Annotated in this window: 16 protein-coding genes and 2 pseudogenes; 10 read left to right on the top strand and 8 right to left on the bottom strand. The window is 43.0% G+C overall.

Going from position 1 to position 24065, the window contains the following annotated elements; translation table 11 throughout:
- Positions 1–361: 361 nt before the first annotated feature.
- A complete protein-coding gene (locus V7K48_RS05580; RefSeq protein ID WP_335070363.1) occupies positions 362–1426 on the top strand; it encodes a CHAT domain-containing protein in 1065 nt (354 codons plus the stop codon).
- A 95-nt stretch (positions 1427–1521) separates the two neighbouring features.
- Here the strand turns inward: V7K48_RS05580 and V7K48_RS05575 are convergent, their stop codons facing one another.
- The 4 genes from V7K48_RS05575 to V7K48_RS05560 form a co-directional block, all read right to left on the bottom strand.
- The gene (locus V7K48_RS05575; protein WP_100898458.1) at positions 1522–1827 is read right to left on the bottom strand and encodes a small RNA NsiR4-regulated ssr1528 family protein; all 306 of its coding nucleotides are present in this window, start codon (positions 1825–1827) and stop codon (positions 1522–1524) included.
- Between the two features lie 578 nt (positions 1828–2405).
- Positions 2406–2660 carry a hypothetical protein gene (locus V7K48_RS05570; RefSeq protein WP_335070361.1) on the bottom strand — a complete coding sequence of 85 codons (255 nt, stop codon included), beginning with the start codon at positions 2658–2660 and terminating at the stop codon, positions 2406–2408.
- Between the two features lie 64 nt (positions 2661–2724).
- Positions 2725–5802, bottom strand: a complete 3078-nt coding sequence (gene ppc / locus V7K48_RS05565; protein ID WP_335070359.1) for a phosphoenolpyruvate carboxylase — start codon at positions 5800–5802, stop codon at positions 2725–2727.
- Positions 5803–5886: 84 nt separating this feature from the next.
- The gene (locus V7K48_RS05560; RefSeq protein ID WP_335070357.1) at positions 5887–6141 is read right to left on the bottom strand and encodes a hypothetical protein; all 255 of its coding nucleotides are present in this window, start codon (positions 6139–6141) and stop codon (positions 5887–5889) included.
- Between the two features lie 463 nt (positions 6142–6604).
- Here V7K48_RS05560 and V7K48_RS05555 point away from each other — a divergent pair, with 463 nt between their 5' ends.
- The 3 genes from V7K48_RS05555 to psbA all read left to right on the top strand — a co-directional run bounded on the left by V7K48_RS05555 (position 6605) and on the right by psbA (position 12640).
- Positions 6605–9685, top strand: coding sequence for a DUF1574 family protein (locus tag V7K48_RS05555; RefSeq protein ID WP_335070355.1), 3081 nt, complete (start codon positions 6605–6607; stop codon positions 9683–9685).
- A gap of 21 nt (positions 9686–9706) precedes the next feature.
- The gene (locus V7K48_RS05550) at positions 9707–11206 is read left to right on the top strand and encodes an MBOAT family O-acyltransferase (protein WP_335070353.1); all 1500 of its coding nucleotides are present in this window, start codon (positions 9707–9709) and stop codon (positions 11204–11206) included.
- 351 nt (positions 11207–11557) lie between these two features.
- Entirely contained in the window at positions 11558–12640 is a 1083-nt protein-coding gene (psbA, locus tag V7K48_RS05545; protein ID WP_335070351.1) for a photosystem II q(b) protein, read from the top strand.
- Between the two features lie 225 nt (positions 12641–12865).
- Here the strand turns inward: psbA and V7K48_RS05540 are convergent, their stop codons facing one another.
- Entirely contained in the window at positions 12866–13186 is a 321-nt protein-coding gene (locus V7K48_RS05540; RefSeq protein WP_335070350.1) for a hypothetical protein, read from the bottom strand.
- A gap of 6 nt (positions 13187–13192) precedes the next feature.
- Here V7K48_RS05540 and V7K48_RS05535 point away from each other — a divergent pair, with 6 nt between their 5' ends.
- The 3 genes and pseudogenes from V7K48_RS05535 (at position 13193) to V7K48_RS05525 (ending at position 14582) form a co-directional block, all read left to right on the top strand.
- Positions 13193–13498, top strand: coding sequence for a cytochrome P450 (locus V7K48_RS05535; RefSeq protein WP_442949409.1), 306 nt, complete (start codon positions 13193–13195; stop codon positions 13496–13498).
- Positions 13495–13692: pseudogene (locus tag V7K48_RS05530) on the top strand (Uma2 family endonuclease); the annotation flags it as partial. The gene V7K48_RS05535 and the pseudogene V7K48_RS05530, both read left to right, overlap by 4 nt.
- A 97-nt stretch (positions 13693–13789) precedes the next feature.
- A pseudogene (locus V7K48_RS05525) lies at positions 13790–14582 on the top strand (Rpn family recombination-promoting nuclease/putative transposase).
- A 252-nt stretch (positions 14583–14834) separates the two neighbouring features.
- Here V7K48_RS05525 and V7K48_RS05520 read toward each other — a convergent pair.
- From V7K48_RS05520 to V7K48_RS05510, 3 genes are all read right to left on the bottom strand, one after another.
- Positions 14835–16070: a DUF445 domain-containing protein gene (locus tag V7K48_RS05520; protein WP_335070344.1), complete on the bottom strand. Its 1236-nt coding sequence runs from the start codon at positions 16068–16070 to the stop codon at positions 14835–14837.
- Positions 16071–16303: 233 nt separating this feature from the next.
- Positions 16304–16996, bottom strand: coding sequence for a bifunctional demethylmenaquinone methyltransferase/2-methoxy-6-polyprenyl-1,4-benzoquinol methylase UbiE (gene ubiE / locus V7K48_RS05515; protein ID WP_335070342.1), 693 nt, complete (start codon positions 16994–16996; stop codon positions 16304–16306).
- Positions 16997–17293: 297 nt separating this feature from the next.
- Positions 17294–18250, bottom strand: a complete 957-nt coding sequence (locus V7K48_RS05510) for a response regulator (RefSeq protein ID WP_335070340.1) — start codon at positions 18248–18250, stop codon at positions 17294–17296.
- A gap of 426 nt (positions 18251–18676) precedes the next feature.
- Here V7K48_RS05510 and V7K48_RS05505 point away from each other — a divergent pair, with 426 nt between their 5' ends.
- The 3 genes from V7K48_RS05505 to V7K48_RS05495 all read left to right on the top strand — a co-directional run bounded on the left by V7K48_RS05505 (position 18677) and on the right by V7K48_RS05495 (position 24064).
- Positions 18677–19765, top strand: coding sequence for a RuBisCO accumulation factor 1 (locus V7K48_RS05505; protein WP_335070338.1), 1089 nt, complete (start codon positions 18677–18679; stop codon positions 19763–19765).
- Positions 19766–20678: 913 nt separating this feature from the next.
- Positions 20679–21431: an aquaporin Z gene (aqpZ, locus tag V7K48_RS05500; protein WP_334968347.1), complete on the top strand. Its 753-nt coding sequence runs from the start codon at positions 20679–20681 to the stop codon at positions 21429–21431.
- Positions 21432–21640: 209 nt separating this feature from the next.
- Positions 21641–24064: an ATP-dependent helicase gene (locus V7K48_RS05495; RefSeq protein ID WP_335070336.1), complete on the top strand. Its 2424-nt coding sequence runs from the start codon at positions 21641–21643 to the stop codon at positions 24062–24064.
- Position 24065: the final 1 nt, after the last annotated feature.

Raw genomic sequence — 24065 nt, 5'->3', positions numbered from 1 at the left:
TGATTAGCCATATCGTTCCCTGGATAGAGGTTTTTGCGTCATTAGTTGTTAAACGAATTCACTATTTTGATAGATTGAATTTTGAGTAAAGATTTTTTTGCTAGTAATCAAGGATCGAATTAAACAGTTTACAGTTTTTCGACATGGGTGATCACACTGAGAGAGAAGTTAGAGATTGCCCTTCTGTTTATTAACTTGCAACTGCAACTGACTTTTGACGATTGGGACGCTTGCGCTAGGTTGTAAATTATGGTGACACATACGGAGATGTTGATATAAAATAGAACAAATTTACTATTATCCATCTCTCTAGATTCGCTTGATGTCCATAAACTCTTACCGTTCAACCCTTACACGCCTCATGGCAGAAAAAGCTAACTTAGAAAAGGATCTTGCTTGTGAACGCAAAAAATTTTCACAACTTCAAAGTGATATATCCTCACTTAGCCGAAGTATAACAAGCAGCACTAGTGTAAGCACTCAGCACTCCAGACAACAGCAAATTGATTCAAAACAAAAGGAATTAGCACAGTGTCAGAAGAAAATTGCTGATATAGAGACTAAAATTTCTGTAAAGCTGAACAATATATACCAAAATTCCCAAATTTTGGAGCAAGCCGAGAAGCAAGAGCAAAATAAACGAGATCAAGAGCAGAAAAAGCGAGACACTGATGCTAAACTTCGTCGAGATGAGGAGTTACGTCATGCACGCACAGTTACTCGTGAAACAGAGAGACAAGCACAACTTCAAAGACAGTTTAGAGATAGCCGATTAGTAATTGATTTAGCTCGTCTACCAGAAACAATTAAAGTCCTTTTTGTGGCATCAAATCCTATTGACCAAAATCAACTTCGATTGGATGAAGAAATACGTTTGATCACACAGAAAATTCGAGCATCAGAGCATAGAGATTCTGTTGAGATTGTATCCAGTTGGGCAGCACGTCCTTCTGATCTTCTTCAAGCGTTAAATGAACATAAACCTTATATTGTTCATTTTAGCGGGCATGGTTCAAGTAGTAATGAATTAGTTTTTCAAACTGATGATGGCAAGACTAAATTGGTCAGCAAGGAAGCTATAGTAACTACTATGAGCACTTTCACTGATAACATTCGTGTAGTTATCTTCAATGCCTGCTTTTCCAGCGATCAAGCAAAAGCGGTTACGCAACACGTAGATGCAGCAATTGGCATGAATGATTCAATCGGCGATACGGCAGCCAGGATATTTGCTGCTCAGTTCTACTCTGCTATTGGGTTTGGTTGTTCTATCAAACAAGCATTTGACCAGAGTAAAGCAGCTTTACTGATGGAGGGGATTCTTGAAGAAGATACACCACTCCTGTTTACACAGGATGGTGTAGATCCAGAGAACATTGTTCTTATTCGTCCACCTGGTTTATTTACAAGTGATTACTTGTATTGATAACGTTACAGCTTAATACATTTCCCTATGGCGTTTTCAGATAATTCTTGTGAGGTAAAGAGTTAAGTTGATACGTAACACCATAAAGTAGTCATTTATTTTCCACTATAGAAAAAGGCAATTTCTTTCTCTTTTAGGGGTGCAAAACCAGCATCTACAAGTAATTGGTCGAGTTCTGCTTGGGGAATGTGTTTTGCACCAATTCGCACAATGCGCGATCGCATAGTATTAGATACGCCACTACGCTGTCTATTGCCTTCTAACGCCATAACTTTACCATAAAGTTCTAGTTTGGCAGGCGGAATGGGAGAACCATCAAAATCAATTCCCTGCGCGATCGCTTCATCAATAGCATCAGCACCCGTGGTAGTTTGATTTCCTGGGTTAGTTTCGGTAGGCATGGTGATTTACTCTTCTTCGCTATGGGTAGATTTTACCAGCCTTGCTGACACCAAAGCTGCCTACTGGCTTTTTTGCTGCCGAGAATTAATTTAGGACTTACGCAAAAAACCTCTCAAACTCTTATTCCTCCGTGTCGCACCAGTTGCTTCTCCTATCGGAGACGCTGCGCGAACAAGTCTCTTAACCCGCCCAACGCACTGGCTTCTCTGTGTCTGGAGTGGTAGCCTGCGGTAAGCCGCTTCTCTACGTTCGCGCAGCGTGTCGCAGACGAGACGCTCCGTGAATGCGTCTACGTTCTTCCATGACCCGTGCATAAGTCCTGAATTGCAATTCTTTGCACAGCAATCGCTGATCAGGGAAACTGCCTTCTCTACAAGACGCCCCGCATTAGTGCTGCCTTGTCTTTGCGTGAGAAATCTATCTTGATTAAGTCTGTCTAATCATCTCAATTAAAAAACCTCTAAGAGGTTTTACTACACAAAATTGTCCCTCTCCGAGTCGGAGAGGGACAGACTTGAACTTTAGTTCAAGGCAGGGAGAGGTTTTTTGATCCATGTTTAATTAGGTAGTCAACAGACTAATTATCAGCTTGTCGCGTCACCGAACCTCCAATAAACGCCCCTAAGACTGTGCCTGTCCATAATCCTGTTGTGCTACCTTGCCATATTGCTCCTGGTGTCATCCAAGCGTTGCACATCTCCTTTAAACCCCAAGGTTGGTTTTGGCACTTTTGGCTATGCAGCATTATGGTAATTTGCCCACTGGTGTAAGCACCAAAAAAACCTGATGACAGCGCCAAAAAAGTGCAAATTAAAATTCTATTTTTTGTCATTAGTCATTAGTCATTAGTCATTAGTTATAGGGCATTGGTTATCTCCCCCATGCCCCATTCTGAATCAACCTGTATTTCTCATCCCAGCAGCAATACCATTAATAGTTAACAATGCCCCTCGCAGTAACTCGCCTTTGCTGTAACGAGAGTGGATGACTCCAGAAGTAGCAGTAGTATTTAGGGACTGCCGTAGGCGCTTGAGTAGTGAAACTTGGATAAATCCCAAGGGGACAATTGTGCCGTTGCGTAACTGCACAGATCGTTGCAATACAGGATCACCATCTAACAGTCGATTGTGATCGGTGATTTTTAACACCAAATCCCTTGTAAGATAGAACTCACTGGCAATTTGCTCAAAAACCTTGTCAAAACGAAGTTTATCTTCTGGTTTTGACAATTCCTGGACATAGTGCTGTGCCATTTGCATGTCTACTTTTGCCAAGGTCATCTCGGCCTTAGAAATCACCATCTTGAAGAAGGGCCACTTAACATAAAAGTAGCGCAGCAGTTTCAAATGTTCTTCTGGTTCTTCGTTCAAGAAGTCTTGCACCGCTGTGCCAACGCCGTACCAGGAAGGAAGCAAAAAGCGGGTTTGTGTCCAGCTAAATACCCAAGGAATAGCTCGCAAACTGCTTAAATCTTTCTTACCAGATGGACGTCGGGCTGGACGGGAACTGATTTGCAGTTGGCTAATTTCTTCAATAGGAGTTACTTGGTGGAAGAAGTCAACAAAATCAGGCTGTTCATAGATTAGGGCCCGATAATGTTGGCGCGATCTCGCTGCTAATTCTTCCATAATCTCATTCCAGGGTTCAATATCATCAAACCCTGTCCGCAACAGGCTAGCTTGAATCACAGCAGTGGTGATGGTTTCCATGTGGTACAAAGCCAAGTCCAATAAGGAGTATTTGGAAGCCAAAACTTCTCCTTGTTCGGTAATCTTGATTCGCCCATTGATACTATGACCCGGTTGAGCCAAAATCGCCTCATAAGCAGGGCCCCCTCCCCGTCCCACAGAACCGCCGCGTCCGTGGAAAATCCGCAAATTTAGATCATAGTTTTCTGCTATTTCTTGCAGTGATTTTTGAGCTTTATGAATTTCCCAGTTACTGCTTAAAAAACCAGAGTCTTTGTTGCTGTCAGAATACCCCAGCATCACTTCTTGCAAGTTAATCCGGAGGGGGGAGGGGGAGGCAGGGGAAGCAGGGGAGGATGAATTTTCATTGGCATCCTCTGCTTTTGTTTGTTCGTAGCCGCCGGCTAACAAAGCCCGATATAACGGGAGTTCAAACAGTTTCCGCATGACGCTTCTGGAGCGTTGTAAGTCTTCTACTGTCTCAAATAGGGGGACAACTTGAATAGTTCCGACAGCAATGGCGGGGTCAAAAAGTCTGGCTTCTTTGGCTAACAGTAGTACTTCCAACACGTCGCTCACGTCGCGGCACATGCTGATAATGTAAGTTTGGCAGATGTTGACACCAAACTCTTGTTGTAGCGATCGCACGACGCGAAACGTTTCAATTACATCATTGGTTTTTTCCGAAAATGGCAATTCTGCCGGAATTAATGGCCGCCGGGTTTGGAGTTCTCCTGTGAGCCAAGCAACTTTTTGCTCCTCAGAGAGTTCGTTGTAAGGTTGAGATAATATTTGCAGGTATTCCAGGATCTCATCGAGCGCATCAGCGTGGCGAGATGATTCTTGACGGATATCTAGCTGTGTCAAGTTAAAACCAAAAATTTCTACCTGACAGACCAGATTTTCTAATTCTCGACAGCTTAAACCTGTTTCGGTCAAGTTGCGCTGAATCATCCGCAGTTCTGCTAAAAAATCGGCTCCGGAAAGATACAGGGGGCTATCTTGATTTTTTGGTGTTTCCCGATTATATAAAGCTAGATTGCGATCGCGAGTATTTTCCAGCCGTTTCAGCACATAAGCCAGTTTCAGCCGATAAGGTTCTTGTCGATAACGCAGTGCTAGTGCGTCGTATACCTCACTCAACTGGGACTGATCCAATTCTAGAGATTCCAGTAAATCTGGTAAAACATCACTCCAGTGCATCGACACACTCAACAATTCAATCAGATTTTTCACTGACTGAATATATCTCCCAAGCACCATTTTGCGCTGATAGCAAGCTGTCTGCCAGGTGATTTCGGGTGTGACTGATGGGTTCCCATCCCTGTCTGAGCCTACCCAAGAGCCGAAAGAGCAAAAGTTTTTACTCGGTGGTTCTAGCCAAGGAAAGGTATTGGATAGGGTGTGTTTGAACCGTTTATAAAGTTGGGGAATGCCATCAAATAAAACTTCTTGGAAGTAGTGTAAGGCATAATCTACTTCATCTAGCACCGTGGGTTTGAACTGGTGAAGTTCGTCTGTGCGCCACCACAGGCGAATTTCTTCGAGCAATTGTTCGCGGACATCTGCTGCTTCCCAAGGATATGCTCCTGGTGTGCTACCAGAGTGATTTTCCAAGGCATCCAGTTTTTGCAAAAGTTGTACCACCTGTCGCTGCTTTTCTCGGATGGTATGACGCACAATTTCCGTTGGGTGCGCTGTGAAAACTAAGCGCACATCCAGGTGTGCAATTAGACGTTGAATTTGCTGGGGTGGGACATTCAGTTTGAATAAATAGGGAAACAAGGCAGCGAAAGTACCTTTTAGTTTGACTGGCGCTTTTTCTAGATAACTCTTTCTCAGGAAATCTGCTGCTATTCCCCTGCTAACAGGCGCGTCATCTTCTCTTTGATTGGAGGAATAGTTGACATTGGATGGTGTTTGCGGCTCTACAGCCTCTGTTTCTGCCTCATAGCGACTCAATTGCTGCCGTTGTTCGTATTCCTGCTCTATGATGTTAATCAGCTGAAAATACAGAGCAAAAGCACGAGCCGCGCGGATTGCTTCGTTGATATTTAGTTGTTCAATCAATTTTACGGCTGAGGATGCTTGGTCATTTGTTGCTTGTCCTTCTGGTGAACATAAATCGCGCAACTGCCCCAACAGGTCTACCATATTTTGACCGCATTCTTGCCGGAGAACTGACTCCCACAATTCTTCCACTACCTGGAGACGATGACGCAAAAATAATTCCGACACCGGGTATATATCCGCAGTTTGAGACGAAGAGTATAAAAGGGAACCCATATTCTCTATTCTTGTAAAGCTAGTTACTGTTTACACTTCTAGGTTTTGCACTTAATGCTCACCGGGTTGTTCCTGAGCAAATAATTATTTGGTGTATATATTCTCATCAAGATTTGTTTCGTGTTCGTTTGGGAAGTCAAGGATGGGTAGGCGATCGCCTCGAAATAATTCTTCACTGGCTTCCCCTATGGCTTCTAGTGCTCTTATTGTAGTTTTTCCTGTAATCAGCAGCAGTAATATAGACGCTGTACCTGTTTGTAAAAGGAACGACTGGGGAATGCTAAACAAATCCACATTGGATGTGGGGTTAGGTGAGGGCTGTTGTTTGGCAGGAGGCATTGCTAATTTTTGGTTATGGGAATTATGAGTAAAAATGAATCACGAGTTAGGAGTTAGGATTACTTCAACTATTAAGGGATGGAGTTTAAATAAGATAAGCTTGTTGTTTGTTTTACCCGTTAGGGGCGTTAGCCGAGTGGGACACGAGTCCAGCTTTAAAGGACAAGTCATCAGCCAGTCATATAGAATTATTCTGATTCCTGGCTCCTAACTCCTGTACAGATGCGATTAATCGCGTCTCTACTCCTAACTTCTGACTTCTGACTCCCTATTAGTAAAATAAACGCAAAACTCAACATTAGTCAGACTTGCAACCTGTACAAGACTATCTTGTCCGATTTTGTGAGCTACGAAGGTAACAAAATTGTTAAAAAAAACCGTCAGAGTGTGATAGACCTATGGTTCTAGTTTACAAGTGCAGGCACTATCCCCCAACAATCGCTGACTGTAAAGTTAACTTCCCATGAAAACAGTATTACCAGATCGCCAGCAATCCTTAGTGCAATGGGTAAGCCAAGCAACAGGGATCAACACTTTCGGGGTGAAAGTCAGGTTGCGGGGAAATGACCTTCATATTCTTTGTGAAGGTACAGAATGTCCGCAGCGTTGGCGCACTTTGTCTGACTTGCTGCAAGCACTACAGCAAACAGATGTGGATATCCTCACAAGCAATGAACAACCCTCAATATATCAAGTATTTGTCTATGGCCGAAGAAAAGGGGAACAGCGCCCCAAATGGTGCCATCGGGTTTACTTGAATCAAATAGATAAGCATCTGGAGCAGGTGCAGCAAGCGCTACTAGCAGACTCGGAAAAATCAAAACAATCGGGTGGGGCGCTAATTGTTTCTAACGAAAGTTTGGCACGCCAAGGCAACCCAGATGCTATTGCTCGGTATCTCAGCGAAACTCTGAGTCTGTTAGGTGTATCGGTACAGGTAAAAATTAAGCTACATAAGCCAAAGAACTCTCAGTCAGAAGAAAATCGCCTGTGGATATTTTGCCAGTCGAGCTATAGTCCTGATGCATCATTGCTTGCTGAACCAATCGCGCAAAAGTTGCGTTATCTCAAGCTTTCTGGCTATCAAGATGCAGTAATTGTTTCCCAGGTGAGTGGCGAAACTGCGCCTGATTGGCTGCTGCGGGTGGATTTGACGCCACCAGAGATGATGCTTAAGGAGTGGGCGCGTTGGGGGGATGTCCAAGCGATCGCTCGGCTATTAACTGAGGTATTGTCAGAGTTAAAAGTTGCTGTCCAAGCTTCTGTTAAAGAATCAACCATACATATCTTTTGTACCCCAGCTTTTGATCCCTTAGGAACTGCCCCAATCCCAGACAAGGTAGTCTGCTTAGAGGCGATTTTACCCCAGCTAGAAGCGATCGCTCCTCAAGGCATTCTCGCCGCCACTGTATACGGACAAAAAGCAGGCGACAACCAACCCACTTGGATTGATTGGCTGGCTTTACCCGCTGCAAAACATCCCGCTTTTGCCACATCACCACTAGATTTGGCGAATACTGGCGATGAACCAGCCATCATATTTTTACTGGAGCGTTTACTCAATCCTGACTTGGATTGGCGTCTGTTGACAGGTGGAATTCGCGTACTTTTGCTGAACAAAAATGATTTATTGCACATCATGTGTGATGCACCTGTTTGTCCAGGACGTGAACAAGTAGCAAACAAAATTACGCAGTTTATCCGCCAGTTAAAAATTCCCGGTATTATGGGAATACGTGTCTATGGTCGCCGGGCTGGGAATAAAGAACCTTTTTGGCATTATGGCCTTGATCTTGAGCATCGCCAACGTTTAGTCCCAGAAGCAACCCCAGAATTTGCTGCTACTTCCAAATACGTTAACGATCTAGTAACCTCCGAAACTAGTGAGCCAATTTTGCGCCCCGACTTAACGACAGAAAAAGTTCAAAGTTTTGTAACAGAAGTAGCGCAAGATTGGACAGCAACGGCGAGTACAACAGCGAAAAAAATCCTGTTGAGAAGCCAGCTATTTACCGAAAGCCAGCAATCAGCCGAGGTAAACCCTGATGTTCAAGGACTTAAGATTGCTCTGGTTTGGGGAACACTGGGATTATTACTCACTCTCCAAACTGATTGGGTACTGGGTCAAATTATTGCCCGCACTACGCCTTCGCCAAAGGTATCTAGTGTCTCGCTTTCATCATCTTTTGAGCATAAGGTATCTTTGACATCTGGGAAAAATCAGAGCCAGAAAACAACATTCTTTACCAGCACTTCCCAGACAAAATCTCCTCCAAATCAGAGTTCTGTATTTAATGCTTCTGAATTTACCCAAAGTGATGATACCCCGCCAAAAAATTTGGCAGCCGCACCACTGAAGGAAAAAGCAACCGCTACCGCTATTCTTTTAGCAGCGCGATCGCAGATGCCAAGTTTCAATGTCAGGCAGTTAGACGAGCAACTAGCACTGTATAAACAGCGTTTAGCTAGAACTGGTAGTCCGCCAGATGTCTTGATTATTGGTTCCTCCCGCGCCCTCAGGGGAGTAGATCCAGCAGCACTTTCTAAAGCTTTAGCAACTCAGGGCTATCCAAATCTTGACGTGTTTAACTTTGGGATCAACGGTGCTACCGCACAAGTTGTAGACTTTGTGATTCGCGAGGTGCTGGAACCATCAGAACTGCCTAAAATAATTATCTGGGCCGATGGTGCGCGTGCTTTCAATGGTGGACGCGAGGATATTACCTTTAAATCGATTGCTGCATCAGCTGGTTATAAACAAGCATTCCAAAAAATACCAACAACTGGAAATAGCAATGATTTACCAAAAAATCCGGTAAGTTCAGCAGAACAAAAGACAAACGAGGAAAAACAGGAGATTAGTACTTATGAAGCTGTCAATCAGTCATTAAATCAGGCTCTAGCATCTGTTTCTGCTAGCTACAAAAACCGCGATCAAATTAAAAGTTTACTGCAAAAACAACTGCTTATATTTGGTCGTAATCAGACAATTGCATCACAAACACAGTTAACAGACGGTACTTCAGATGAGAGTACTTCCCAGCAAGCAGTTGACTTTGATGGCTTTCTCCCTTTGTCTATTCGCTTCAATCCCGCTAGATACTATCAAAAACATTCTAGAGTTACCGGAAGTTACGACAACGACTACAAATCTTTCCAAGTAGAAGGAGAGCAAGATGCTGCCTTTCAAGAAGTGCTTCAGTTTGCCCAGTCTCAGAAAATTTCCTTAGTGTTTGTCAACATGCCTCTGACGGAAGATTATTTAGATCCAGTGCGTAGACAATATGAGCAAGAATTTCAGCAATATATGTTGCATTTGGCTACTAATCCCAACTTTATTTATCGTAATTTGAGCCAACAGTGGATAAAAGCAAATGACTACTTTTCTGACCCCAGCCATCTGAACCGCTTTGGCGCATACGAAGTCTCGAAAAAGCTAGCTAACGACGCGATGATTCCTTGGCCAGCAAAGTTGGGAGGTGAAGGGGATCAGAGAGCAGGGGAGGCAGGGGGAGATCAGGGGGGCAAGGAGAATAACAAATGACAAATGACAAATGACTAAAAAATGAACTTTATATCAATTTTATATGGGCTGTTCTTGTTGAGTGTGTTAGGAATTTACTGGTCTTTAGCACAACAGAAATTGCGATTGTGGACGCTGCTAATTGCCAGCTTGGTTTTTTATGCATCTTTGCAGATTCAGTACATACCATTATTATTAGCATTGACGTTTATTAATTTCCGTGTAGGGCTAGAAATTGGGAAAAATACATCACCAGGAAAACATTCTCTTGACTGGCAAATTTCTAATGAAGAGTGGCAATTTGCCCAAGGTGACTGGAATCGTCGTCGTCTAAAAGTTTTGTGGCTGGGGATAATTGTAAATGTTTTACTGTTATTAGCTTTTAAGTATTTTACCCCTTTATTCAAGTTTGTTTTTCATCTGCAAACAAACTCGCCAGCTAGCTCTTTTAAATTGATTGCACCCTTGGGAATTTCATTTTTCACCTTTGAATGCATTGCCTATTTAATAGATGTCTATCGCGGTGCTCCTGCTACTGAGCAGTTTCTCAAATTTGCCACGTACAAATTATTCTTCGCCAAACTGATTTCAGGCCCGATTACGCGTTACCACAACTTAGCAAATCAATTCAATACACTAGACTTACCCAGTACCGATAGAGTAGCTGAGGCGCTGTGGTTGATTGCTAGGGGTGCAGTCAAAAAAGGTATTTTTGCAGATCATCTGGGGATTTTTGTCGATTTATGTTTTGGTAACCTGCAACGAGCGGGTAGTACCGATCTCTGGTTAGCGACATTCGCCTACGGCTTGCAGTTATATCTAGATTTCAACGGTTACGTAGATATTGCCCGTGGTAGTGCTTTGCTTTTCGGCTTGGTTCTACCTGAGAATTTCGACTTTCCCTACTTCAGCACCAATATTGCAGAATTTTGGCGGCGCTGGCACATGACTCTAGGAGATTGGCTACGTAACTATGTCTACTTTCCTTTGGGTGGTTCCCGTCAGGGTTTAGTCCGTACCTGCTGGAATTTATTTATTGTGATGCTAATTGCTGGTATCTGGCACGGATCTGCTTTGGGTTATGTAGTTTGGGGCATATTCCACGGGTTAGCCTTGGTAGTTCATCGACTTACACATGCTATGAGCGATCGCTTTGAAAATTTGGAACAATTCTGGCAAAATCCTCTGGGTATCTTTGTAGCTTGGTTATTCACCCAACTGATGGTTTTTACCTCTTGGATTTGGTTCCGCCTACCTAATCTCCAAGACTCTTCTTTGGTCATTCGGCATCTTTGGGGTTATCCTGCTGATGCCCAGTTTGCTCAAAAGGTCTATGTGGAAGCCTTAAATATGAGCCAATATCAACTCACTTGGGTACTTCTAGCTTTAGGTGCCCTTATGGGTGTAGTCTATGCCTTCAACCGGATGCTGAAGTTGGAGTTTAACTGGCCCCTTAAGCTTGTCTTCGTCCCCCTATGTTTCTATGCTGTTTGGTTATTAGCTCCTGAAGGCAGTTTGCCCTACATCTACTTTGATTTTTAACTGAAACATTAGACAACATAGAACTTATTATCTCGTTACAAATCAGCGAGACTTCAAATTTTTCCCACAAGCTGATTGTAAAGAAGTATAAAGACAAGTAACTAGGCGATCGCGTCATTGAAAGTTACAGATCGTTTAGTGTTGAAATGGCTTATAAAGCTTCGATTTATTACTTTGATCATTATTATTTCATAGTAGGAAAAGTTTACATTTCGATGAACTTGTTAAAGAATTATGTTACAGAATATTAAGTCACATATCACGTCAAAATAAATTCATGTAGACTATATTTTAACAGGCGAAAAAAATCCGCTTGTTCCATATTTAACAACCCATAGCACTTATAAAACAATGACCACAACCTTACAACGGCGCTCTGACGCTAACGTATGGGATCGCTTCTGCGAGTGGATCACCAGCACCGAAAACCGTATATACATCGGTTGGTTTGGCGTTTTGATGATTCCTACCCTGATAGCTGCAACCGCCTGCTTCGTAATTGCCTTTATCGCTGCTCCTCCTGTAGACATCGATGGTATCCGCGAACCAGTTGCAGGTTCTTTGATCTACGGAAACAACATCATCTCTGGTGCAGTTGTTCCTTCTTCAAATGCCATCGGCTTGCACTTCTACCCAATCTGGGAAGCTGCTTCCTTAGATGAGTGGTTGTACAACGGTGGTCCTTACCAGTTGGTAGTTTTCCACTTCTTGATCGGCTGCGCTGCCTACCTGGGTCGTCAGTGGGAACTTTCTTACCGCTTAGGTATGCGTCCTTGGATCTGCGTAGCTTACAGCGCACCTTTAGCTTCTGCTACCGCAGTATTCTTGATCTACCCCATCGGTCAAGGTTCTTTCTCTGATGGTATGCCTTTGGGTATATCTGGAACCTTCAACTTCATGATTGTATTCCAAGCAGAACATAACATCTTGATGCACCCCTTCCACATGTTAGGTGTGGCTGGTGTATTCGGTGGTAGTTTGTTCTCTGCAATGCATGGTTCCTTGGTAACTTCTTCCTTAGTTCGTGAAACAACCGAAGTTGAATCTCTGAACTACGGTTATAAGTTTGGACAAGAAGAAGAAACCTATAACATCGTTGCAGCCCACGGCTACTTCGGTCGTTTAATTTTCCAGTACGCATCATTTCAAAACAGCCGTCAATTGCACTTCTTGCTCGCAGCTTGGCCTGTGATTGGTATCTGGTTTACCGCTTTGGGTATCAGCACAATGGCGTTCAACTTGAACGGTTTCAACTTCAACCAATCAATCATTGACTCCCAAGGTCGTGTGATCAGCACTTGGGCAGACGTAATCAATCGCGCTAACTTGGGTATGGAAGTAATGCACGAGCGTAACGCTCATAACTTCCCACTCGATTTGGCTACTGGTGAAGTTACACCTGTAGCAATGACTGCTCCTGCTATCAACGGTTAATACTTCAGTATTAGCTAAATAAAAGCGCCCTCCAGAAATGGGGGGCGCTTTTTATTTGTAGCTAAACGGGCCGTCTAATAAATCCTGTAGTAGATTTTATTCGATAGCGACGCCAACAAATAATTAACTGTGCACGTCTCGTAGAGAGCGTGATTACGAATTAGTAATTAGTTAAAAACCTTTCTTGCGTGATGCTGAAATGGTAGAAATTGCGATAGAGTTTTCCTAATATTCAATCCCTAATCCCCAGTACGTACCACACCAGCCAGAATAAAATTGAACTGCTGCTTGAGTATGCTGATCAATCATTTCTGGACTCAGCAGTTGTAAATCGGGTCTAGTATGCTTGATGTTTTTGTAAGTGTTGAAGTATAAATTACAAACCCCAATAATATGAAGGGTGGTGAGAAATGGATCAAGTTCACGGAAACAACCTTCCGCCATCCCCCGCTCTAAAATCTTAATGAGATAGCTAAAATTTTCTTGCCAATTCCTCTCTTTAAAATACTTTCCCTGATTTTGGTTTGCTTCTTGGAACCAAAGCATCCCTCTGTGCGGGTGAGCTGCTTCATAGGCGATCGTTTTGACCTTGATCGCTTTGCACCACCTCGTGAAGAAGATAAAAAATATCCCTTAGCACTAGTAGGTTTTGGTCATGGTTGGCACAGTTGTTTAGGCATGGAATTTGCCCAGATGGAAATGAAAATCGTGCTTTCCACACTGCTTTGCCATTACGACTGGACAGTAAAACCGGATTATTCTGCGATCGCTCCAGTTCGTCAGCCTTCTAAAGTTAAGGACGCTCTACAAGCATATATTCAGCCTTTGGTGATCAAGCAAGTAATGGGAAATGCTTAAAGACTGTACAACAAATAATGCAGGAGTAGATTGACAACAGTGTGCGTCTGTGCAAGCTGATTGACCCGCAGAACCAACAGGTGGAAATTTACCGTCCAGGACAGGATGTCGAGGTTATTCGCTCGTCTACTAGCTTATCAGGAGAGGATGTATTGCCTGGGTTTATGCTGGATTTAGCACAGATTTTGAGTTAGGCGATCGCTCTTTCAAAATTCCAATTTTTGCGTCATTAAAGATGGTTTTTTAGTGACTACGACCCAGTTTAAAGCTTTGGAGTGGTAGGATTTTTGGATGTTTGATAACATCTGTAAATTCCTCGCCGAAAACTTTTCTACCGACTTTGCCACCTGGCTGTTAGAAGAACCCATTTCCCTAACTGAGTTAAGTCCATCTGAACTCTCGTTAGAACCCATTCGAGCTGATGCGCTAATTTTAATTAGAATCGGCAGAAGTAGTGCTTCACCTAGAGTTTCAGACTTAACCCGATGCTAATATCCCATTTCGGATGATTGACTATCGCTTGCGAGTGTATCGCCGCTTTCCCGAAAAGCAAATGTGTCAAGTAGTGATCTATCTTAAAGAAACAAGCTCAGAACTCGTGCAACAAAATACTTTTACCATTGCTGGTACTCACCACGAGTTCGAGGTAGTTCGACTGTGGGAACAGCCGACAGAAGTATTTTTGCGATATCCAGGCTTATTTCCATTCGCGGTGTTGAGTGGGACAGATGACCGTACAAGTATATTACAGCAGGTAGCACAGGAAATTATCCGGATTCCTGACCAACAGTTGCAGAGTAATGTGGCTGCTGCAACAGCAATTCTAGCTGGTCTAGTATTAGAGAAAGGGTTAATTCAAAGAGTATTACGGAGAGACAATATGCGCGAATCTGTAATTTATCAAGAGATTGAGGCTGAAGCTAAAGCAGAAGGTAGAGCAGAAGGTAAGGCAGAAGGCATTCGCCTGGTGGCTGTGAATCTGCTCAAAAGCCAAATGCCTTTGGAGGAAGTGGCAAAATTAACTGGGTTGTTGCTTGAAGATGTACAGTTGTTGCAAACAGAGATAGAAGGTGAGTCAACCTAATTTGTAATTCGTAATAATGCTCGAATACTCGCTCTAAGCGAATGCAAGAGCGTTTCTAAGAGTTGCCATGCCATTGGCGCAGCCTCTCCAAGAGTTGGTTTTACGCTGCGCTAACGTAATTCGTAATTATTACCTCGCAGATGAATCCGCTTGCTCTGAATAAAAACGAGAGTGAGCTCAATTTCACTTGCTTTCGAATATGGGCAACTTGCAACTATAATTTTGTAAAAATTTACAGGCAAAAACAAAAAATTAATATTGACTTAATATTAAAAACACTGTTTGGAATAACCCTATGACAAAACCCAAAACACCACCTAAAGTCACAATTGCTTGCAATTCATTTTTTACAATTCCCTCAATTGCAGCTTCTAAATCAGCCGGTGAAGTTGATTTCACACGGTCAACTATCACTTCATCTATTGACAAAATCGGAATTGCCTGCGCCACAATTACTTCTAAATCTTTTTCCAAATACTTATCTAAAAGTAGAGCTAACTCTTGACTCATGACTTCTAAAGAAGTACTGACAACAGGTGAAGTGCTAAGACGATTCAGCAGGACTACAGCAATATTTTCCCAATCAACAGAATCAGTTAATCCTTGTAAAAAATCGCTGCCACTGTTTTGCAGATAATGGCGGACACTTTCGCGGGTGGTCTTTCGGAGTTGACGCACCGTACCCATTGGCAAGTTTTGTAATGATAAATTTTGCAGTAATTTCCTAATGCGATCGCGCATCTGCAAATCTTGAGTCAATTCCTGCAAGCGAGTATTGGTAGCCTCCTTTTCATCCAAGCAAAAAGTCCGTAACCGTGTAAGAGTATTACGTAAGCCAAATAAATTTGCTACTACCCAATAAGTACCACTAGTTTTTTCTCGAAAGCCTTCATCAATAATTTGAATTGTGCGATCGGTCAAAAAATCAATTATCGCTTGGCGCAGCATATCTGGCGGTAAAACTGCTTGCAGCAACCAATCAGCAAGCCGCGTAGCTTGCTCTTCACTCAGTTGAAATTCCAGCAATATCTGGTCAAAAATTTGATTTATCTGTACTTCCAAAAAATCTTCACGTCGTGCTAAAACCTTGAGCAATCGTGGCAAGGATTCCCCTAATAAATCCCGCAAAATTCCCGCCACAATTTTGGCAGTTTTTTGATTTTCATCTGTTTTGATTTGTTCAATCGCCAGCCGCAACAACCAGAGAATTGCTGCTTGTACACGTTCTATTTGCAACAAACGCCGCGCCAGATTTTGCAATTCTTGTGGCGTCAGCAGTGATCCCATGATTGTCTTGGAAATGTTTTGAGCCAGACGTTCCTGGTTGCGGGGAATCAATCCAGGGGTGAAGGGTACTCTTCGTCCAGCAATGTAAATTGCTCGGTAAGGACGGAACAACATTTTGATGGCTATATCATTTGTGAAATAGCCAATAATTCCACCCAGTACCGGGGGAGACACATAAAGCCAAAGATGAGACCAGTCCACAGGATTTTGGATTTTGGATTTTGGATTTTGGATTTTAGATTAGAAATTAGGGATTGGGGATTGGTAATTGGTGGTTATTAGTTATGAGTTATTTTTCCACTAACTACTAACTACTAACGATTTTCCATTAGCTATTACCGATTCCGCAGTCCCCAATCCAAAAGACGCTCGCAGACTCGCTCTAAGCGAAGCCATGCCGTAGGCTTTACGCTACGCTATCCCAAATCTAAAATCTAAAATTTGCTGACTACCAGCACTCCCATCATACCGTTCGCAATGGGGTAGTGTCTGGCAACAGCAAAACCAACTTGATGAGCTAACTCTATTTGCTCTTTCCCGATGGGAAAACGGTCTAAGCTGGGACTGATGTAAGCGTATTCTTCTTTTAAACCTAAATAATTGGCAACTGGCACCACGAAACTGTCCAGATACCACTGCTGAAAGGTACGTAGCTGAAGATTACTCGGTCGATGAAAGTCTAAAATTGCGGCTTTGGCACCCGGCTTCAAAACACGATATAACTCTTGGAGACTGCGGGGAATATCTTTAACATTTCTTAAACCATAGCCCATTGTTGCAGCATCAAATTGGTCATCATCAAAGGGTAAATTCAGCACATCGGCTTCTACCCAGGTGATAGCAGGTTGGGGGTACTGCCTTTGGGAACGTTGTTTAGCAGTTTCTAGCAGGTTTGGGGAAAAATCCACTCCGTACACCTGTCCTGTTGCTCCTACACGCCGTGCCAAAGCTAAGGCTAAATCACCACTACCACAACACAAATCTAATGCAGTATCACCCGATTTAGCTGCACTCCATTTCACTGCCATTTCCTTCCAGATTCGATGCTGTCCCAGACTCAACCAGTCGTTCAACTGGTCATAAACTGGAGCAATACGGTTAAAAATGGACTGAATTTCGTTAGTCATTGGTTAAGAGTCAAGGTCAGCCCCTTCGGGGAAGTCAAAAGTTAAAAGTCAAAAGTCAAAATTAAGATTAAGAACCACTAAAATAAATTTAGTTGCTCTGAGTCAACTGACGTAGTATTTATTATTCTACGTATATTGAAATAGATTTTTTATTTTCCATAAATAAATTTAGGGGGTTGTACCTTTTTCTTTCTGGTCAAGGGAAGCCAGTCATGTCCGTAGTTCCCCCATTGAAAGGAGTGACGTTGAACTGGCGTTCAAAAGTCAAGGGTCAAGAGTTGTACTTTGGACTCTTGACTAAATTTTAGTTTGATGGTTAGCACTACTAGTAAAAGCGATCGCCATCAGTTGCGCTAATAAATTAATTAGCATTAATTCATCTTCTTGCAAAGTGCAGGGTTGTTTCCACTGTAGCGACAATACACCCAAAAGTTGATTGCGGTAGCTAATTGGTATAACTAAATGTGCTTGCACACCCGTATTTTGATAGTGAATAGCATCAACTAATTTAGTGTCTTTAAGTACATTTAAGGAAACTTGCATTTGCCCGGTGGCGATCGCTTCCCTTGTTAGTGGGTCAAGAGATAGCCAATTTTCTATTGTACCTGTATCGCTGTAAGTTCCTTGAGTTGCAACCAGAGTATTTCCATCTGTAAGTTGTATGATACAGCCTTCTGCCCCAAAAGTCTTACTCACAGCCCTAGCAATTGGCGGGAGAGTCTCCTCTAAGCTAGAAGCTGCTTGAGTTATCTGTACTAAAACACTCAGCAGCGCCATTTGAGCATGAGCACGACGTAATTCTTCTGTACGTTGCTTGAGCAAGTCGTAGGTTTCTGCTGCTCTTTGTACCACTGCCTTCAGTTCTCCTGGATCCCAAGGCTTGGTGATATATTTGTAGACTTGCCCTGCATTAATCGCCTCTACCAAGTCTTCAATATCAGTAAATCCGGTAAGAATTATTCTTACCGTATCAGGAAACTGAGGTACAGTCTTGCTGAGAAACTCAGTTCCTTTCATTTCTGGCATCCGTTGATCGGAGATAATCACTGCTACCTCCCCTTCTGCTGCCAAAACTTCTAGGGCGTTTACCCCACTATCAGCTTTCAGAACATTAAAGTCGCGTCGAAATGTGCGATAAAGCAGATCGAGATTATCTGGCTCATCGTCAACTACCAGAATTTTCAGCTTTTTTGGTCGTTCAAGAGTCATTACTTGATATTGGTGTTTATCAATTTCGAGACTGGGCTTATCCATAAGATATTTCCTTTAAATATTCACTATCTTGTTATATTCCATACCAAGCTTAGTTGAGAATAGCTCAAATTTATCAAGGGTTTTTACGGAGTTAAGTGGCATTTTTAAATACGGTAACTGTGAGTGTTATGAGGATATTTGCCTGGTCAAATATCTAAAGAGAGAAAAAATTGCACAAGAAGAATCAAGTGAATCAGCCTAAATATGGCAGTTTTCATCATGGATGAGGTAGTTTAACAAACCTGCTTTGAATGCAACGCACAGCTAGCTGTGCTACCCTACAATCTGTAAATTCCACAAAATTAAAGTCGAGATAAGTTTCTACAGATAAACTCAAAGCAGTAGGTCTGGGTAGTTCATAGATTAGAATAAGACTTGCTCATGAGGTATTAATTAACCTCTCAAGTTGAAGTTCGCACTCCGATTATGACTGATCTACCACCCAACGCTCAGAATCCCGAAGAAAATGCTACCAACGATGTAGCACAAGAATTACTGCGAAGGCTGAGGCAAAAACAAGGCAACTGGGTGGAATGGGGAATGGCGATCGCCTCGTTGCTAAAAGCCGGTTACAATCCCCAAGACATTTTTGAGGCGACTGGATTTGAGCCGATTCAACAAAATCAGGTGGTTGTTGGTTCCCAAGTTTACAATTCTTTGGAAAACTCTGGAGTATCGGAAGCAACGCGATCGCACTATGCCACACGTGGCAGTGATGTTTTATACGAACTGCGTTTGCTCACTCACGAAGAACGCGCCGCCGCGGCCGAACTAATCTTCGTCCACAAAATCGATGCTGATGAGGTGAAGGAAGTAGCAAAAGCAATTAAAGAGTTCTCCTATTTCCGCACTTTGCCAGAAGGGTTTTCTGCCCATCCTGGCGATGCTGTTGCTCACCAAGTTTGGAAACTGGCACGTCAAAATGCAGATTTACAACAGCGATCGCGCCTGATTGCCAAAGGTTTACGCTTTGCTCACACGCCAGCAGCCAGGAAACAAATCGAACAGCTACTAACTGATTTTACTAGCGTTCCCCAGCGTCCGGCTCCAATTTTACCCTTTTACCGCCTGGAATTTGAAGAACAATTACCCCGAATCTTGCCCGTGGTAGGCGAGTTGCCATTGTCACGACAAGACTTGCAAGCTGTGCCGATAGTCACAGAAATTGAACCATTTCGCCTAGTCAAGTTTTCTGGAGAGCAAGCTTGGGTGCCCTTACCAGGTTGGCAAGTGCTGTTGGCGGCAGAAGATCCAGTAGTGATTTTGGCGAATAGCGATCGCTTCCCCATCCAAACCCAAACCCAAACAGGGCCAGTCGTAGTTGTGGTAGATCGTGCCCAACGACAATGGGATGCCTCCAGCTACTTTGTTGTTGAAAATGGTGATGAATTAGATTTTCAGTGGTTTGAAACTGAGCCAGAAATTCCTCTACTAGGACAAATTATTATCATTGTTCGTCCTAAGAAAATTCTGGATGAAGAATTAACTAAGGATTCCTGGCAGATTGACGAATAAATTTAATTTTAGACAAAACTAACTGCCTGAATCTGGTCTGTTAAGACTGTCAAAACAGCGGATAAAAACTGGCGGCATTGGTTCAATTTTCTCTTTGGCCAATGCCGCCAGTTGCTTTAATTCTCTTAACATGAACTTGGCACTGGCTCCGCAACACTTTGCCTAAACCCTTAATTTTTCGTTGACCTGTATAAGAGACCAGTTATAAAGTAAATCAAAAGTTAGGGTATGTTACGTCTTTGCAATCACGCACCGTGTTATATAGCGGTGTGTGATCGCCGAGAGTCATATTTTTCGTGATAAATCATATCGAAATATGCGCCTAACACAACTCCAGTTGCAACTCCTGCGGTGAGACGCGCAAGGGACAAGCCTCTTAACCCGGACAACGCACTGGCTCCGCTACAAGAATTTTATTTTTACTTTATCAATAATCTCTAAGTCCATATTTTGAGGGATGATAATATCCCCTGAGCAGTCACGAAGTAACGACCGTAACAGGAAAAACCCAAATTTTTTAAGCTGAAAGTGTATAGAGCACAAAACTTATTTAAATTTCGTAATAACTTTTAATAGAACGCACTGGAGCAAGAATCTCAACAGATATATACCAATACGATTTGATTTTTGAAAAAAACGCACTGGCTCCCCTACGGATATTTCAAAAATCAAATATGAGTTCTATATCAGGAGAGCAAAATTCTTAATAAATTAAGCCCTTTTTGAGAATATTAGCTTTTCCAGTATCTTCATATTTTATTACCACAATTATTGAGGAAAAAACAAATTTCTCTTTTTTCGATTTAGTTTCATAACGAAATAAACGCAATGAATTTCCTGTTGATAGGAATAACTCAAGCATTATTCAACATAGCTATCACTCGTTTGTAGCTGAACAAGGAGTTTTCTGAAAATGTCTCTCACTAAACGTTGTTTGGCCGAATTTATCGGCACATTCTGGCTTGTTTTAGGTGGCTGTGGTAGTGCTGTTCTAGCCGCCGCCTACACAGAAGATGCTGCAAAAATCAGCGAGAATACTTCTTTTCCATTGGGTATTGGATTAGTAGGTGTATCCCTGGCATTTGGGCTTACTGTCCTCACAGGGGCTTATGCTTTTGGTCATATTTCTGGTGGTCATTTCAACCCAGCTGTTTCGTTTGGACTATGGGCAGGTAAGCGCTTTCCGGGGTCTGACTTACTACCTTACATCCTCTCTCAAGTGATTGGTGCAGTTATTGCTGCGGGTATTATCTACCTGATTGCTAGCGGCAAAACTGGATTTACGTTGACTGGCTTCAACCCACTGGCTACCAACGGCTATGGTACTCATTCTCCAGGTGGTTACACGCTGTTTGCTTGCCTGATTACTGAAGTTGTGATGACTTTCATGTTTCTGCTGATTATTCTGGGTGTGACTGATAACCGTGCTCCTAAAGGATTTGCACCCCTGGCAATTGGTTTTGGACTCACCTTGATTCACCTAATCAGCATTCCTGTAACTAATACCTCCGTTAATCCTGCCCGTAGTACTGGAGTTGCTCTATTTGCAGGTATAGAACTCTTTTCGCAAGTCTGGCTGTTCTGGATAGCTCCTATCTTGGGGGCTATTTTAGCAGGATGGTTATACGTAGCCATTTTTAGTGAATCAACTGTGGAAGAACGGTAAAATGTCAAAGCGCTACTCTGAAAGTCATTGTTAAAGTTAGGCAAACTGACGCTGACTTGTACTAGTTAGTGATATTTTGAGCCGGAAGATCCCCCCAACCCCTCTTTTTAAGGGGGGCTTAAGATATATTTACAGAGAATCACCAAAGATTATTCATATCTGTGGCTTGGGAATTACATTCAACATCTATTTAAAATATAAAATTTGATATGTCAGACTCTAAATTTACTGCTTCTGTGGCTCAAGAATCACTCCATTCAAAATTATCTGAGCGATCGCCTCTTCCTAACCTGCAGGAGAAGATTCTAACAATCCGCGATAGTCTGCGCCCCGGACAGCAACAAATGGCTGACTGGCAATCTGGCCCCCTAGCTATTTCTGCCGTTCCTGGTGCAGGCAAATCCACAGGTATGGCAGCGGCAGCGGCGATCGCGATCGCCCGTCAGTATGAACGTTCATCCTCCCGCCGTCACTTGGTGGTTGTCACCTTTACTCGCTCTGCTGCTGCCAATATTAAAGCGAAGATCCGCAAAGATTTAAAGAAATTATCTTTACCTCAAACAGGCTTTTTTGTCTATACCCTGCATGGTCTAGCGTTGAATATTGCCAGTCGCCATTCAGATTTATCGGGTTTGCAGTTAGAAAATGTCACATTAATTACACCAACCCAAAGTCACCGCTTTATCCGCACAGGCGTAGAGCAATGGATTGCGAATAATCCAGGAGTATATTTGCGGTTATTAGAAGGTCATCAATTTGATGGAGAAGAGACAGAAAGGTTGCGTCGCCAATCAGTGCTGCGAACAGAAGTATTGCCGGAATTGGCTAATACGGTAATTCATGAAGCAAAAAGTTCTGGAATATCCCCAGAAAAGTTGCGGGAGTGGAGTAAACAAACCAGAGACGAATATGTAATTTTGAGCGTAGCAGCGGGATTGTATGAGCAATATCAAAATTTAATGCGATCGCGTGATTTCATCGACTATGACGATATGATTTTAGCCGCACTGCGTGTTTTAGAAAATGACAGTGCCCGTCGCATTGAGCAAAACCAAGTTTTCGCAGTCTTTGAAGACGAAGCCCAAGATTCTAGCCCCTTACAGACGCAGCTGTTAGAGATTTTGGCGAGTGATGGGCACAAGGGGGATAACTCCTGTAGAGACGCGATTAATCGCGTCTCTACTCCTCACTCCTGGCTCAATCTAGTACGAGTTGGCGACCCCAATCAAGCGATTAACTCTACATTTACCCCAGCTGATCCGATTTATTTTCGGCAATTTTGCGAAGAGTGCGATCGCATCAAACGATTGGCAACGATGGATCAAGCTGGTCGCAGTACTAGAATTATCATTGAAGCTGCTAACTTTGCCCTCAAATGGATCAATAATCAGTGGTTAGCAACAACCAACAACAAACAACCGACTCCTGACAATCGACAAGGACCATTTCGCTTGCAGACAATTCACCCTGTTGAAGCTGGTGATCCCCAAACTAACGCTAACCCAGCACCAATAGGACGAGGATTAGAACTTTATACCCCGCGTGACATTCATCACACCGTTGAATTGTTATCTCAAAGAGTGATCGAGTTATTTGGTGAAGATCCAACACAAAATAGTGCAGCGATTTTAGTCCGAGAAAATCGCCAAGGAAGATGGTTAGCAGAGGCTCTGACACCTGTGTGCAAAGAGCATAATATTATACTCTACGATGTGGGAGAACGCGATCGCCGTTCCCATGTCCCCCAAGAGATTTTAGCATTACTGCAATTTTGCGATCGCCCCCACTCCCCCGATTACCTTAAAGCTGCACTAGAAGCATTAGTACAGCGCCAATTAATTCCTACCCAAGACCTCAACGCCCTTGCTAGTCTCCCAGAAGAATTTTTGTATCCTGGCCCCCTAGTAGCACTCCGGCCAGAAACAGTCCAAAAAGCCGCTCGCTTGTGTCGCAGCTTACTCCGCGCTCGGTTAGAATTACCCCTGTACCAGCTAATTTCCTTTCTTGCCTTGACCTTAAATTACGACCAGGCAGAATTGGCAACTGCTGACAAACTCGCAGAACGGGTAAACCAGCAGATAGCTGGCAATAGTTCGATGGGGGGAATGCTGTCAGCTTTAAGTGAAATCGTCAGTTCCGAACGGTTTGAACCAGTGGAAACCGAGGATTCGGAAGAACGTTACACTCGTCGTGGTCAACTGACCATTATTACCATGCACAAAGCCAAAGGGCTGGATTGGGACTATGTGTTTCTTCCCTTTCTCCACGAAAACTTGATTCCTGGGAGATTTTGGGTTCCTCCCCAAAGCCAGTTTTTAGGGGATTTTACTTTATCAGAAGTAGCCCGCGCCCAAATTCGTGCTGCTCTCCACGGAGAATTTACCATACCAGATGTCACACAAGCATGGGAACAAGCAAAGCACTTGAAAATATCTGAGGAGTATCGTTTACTTTACGTTGCAATGACACGAGCAAAGCGTCTTGTGTGGATGTCAGCAGCACAGAAAGCCCCTTTTACTTGGAGTAAACCGGATAATTTACAAGAACAAGCGCCTTGTCCCGTGTTTCCAGCATTAAAGCGCCAATTTCCTGAATGTGTAGTGAATTTAGCAGTAATGACTAAACAAGCCTGAT

The organism is Nostoc sp. (assembly GCF_036919615.1).
In the GTDB taxonomy this organism is placed as follows: Bacteria; Cyanobacteriota; Cyanobacteriia; order Cyanobacteriales; family Nostocaceae; genus Nostoc.
The sequence above is the reverse complement of the archived record's forward strand: the minus strand, read 5'-3'. Positions and strand labels throughout refer to the sequence as shown.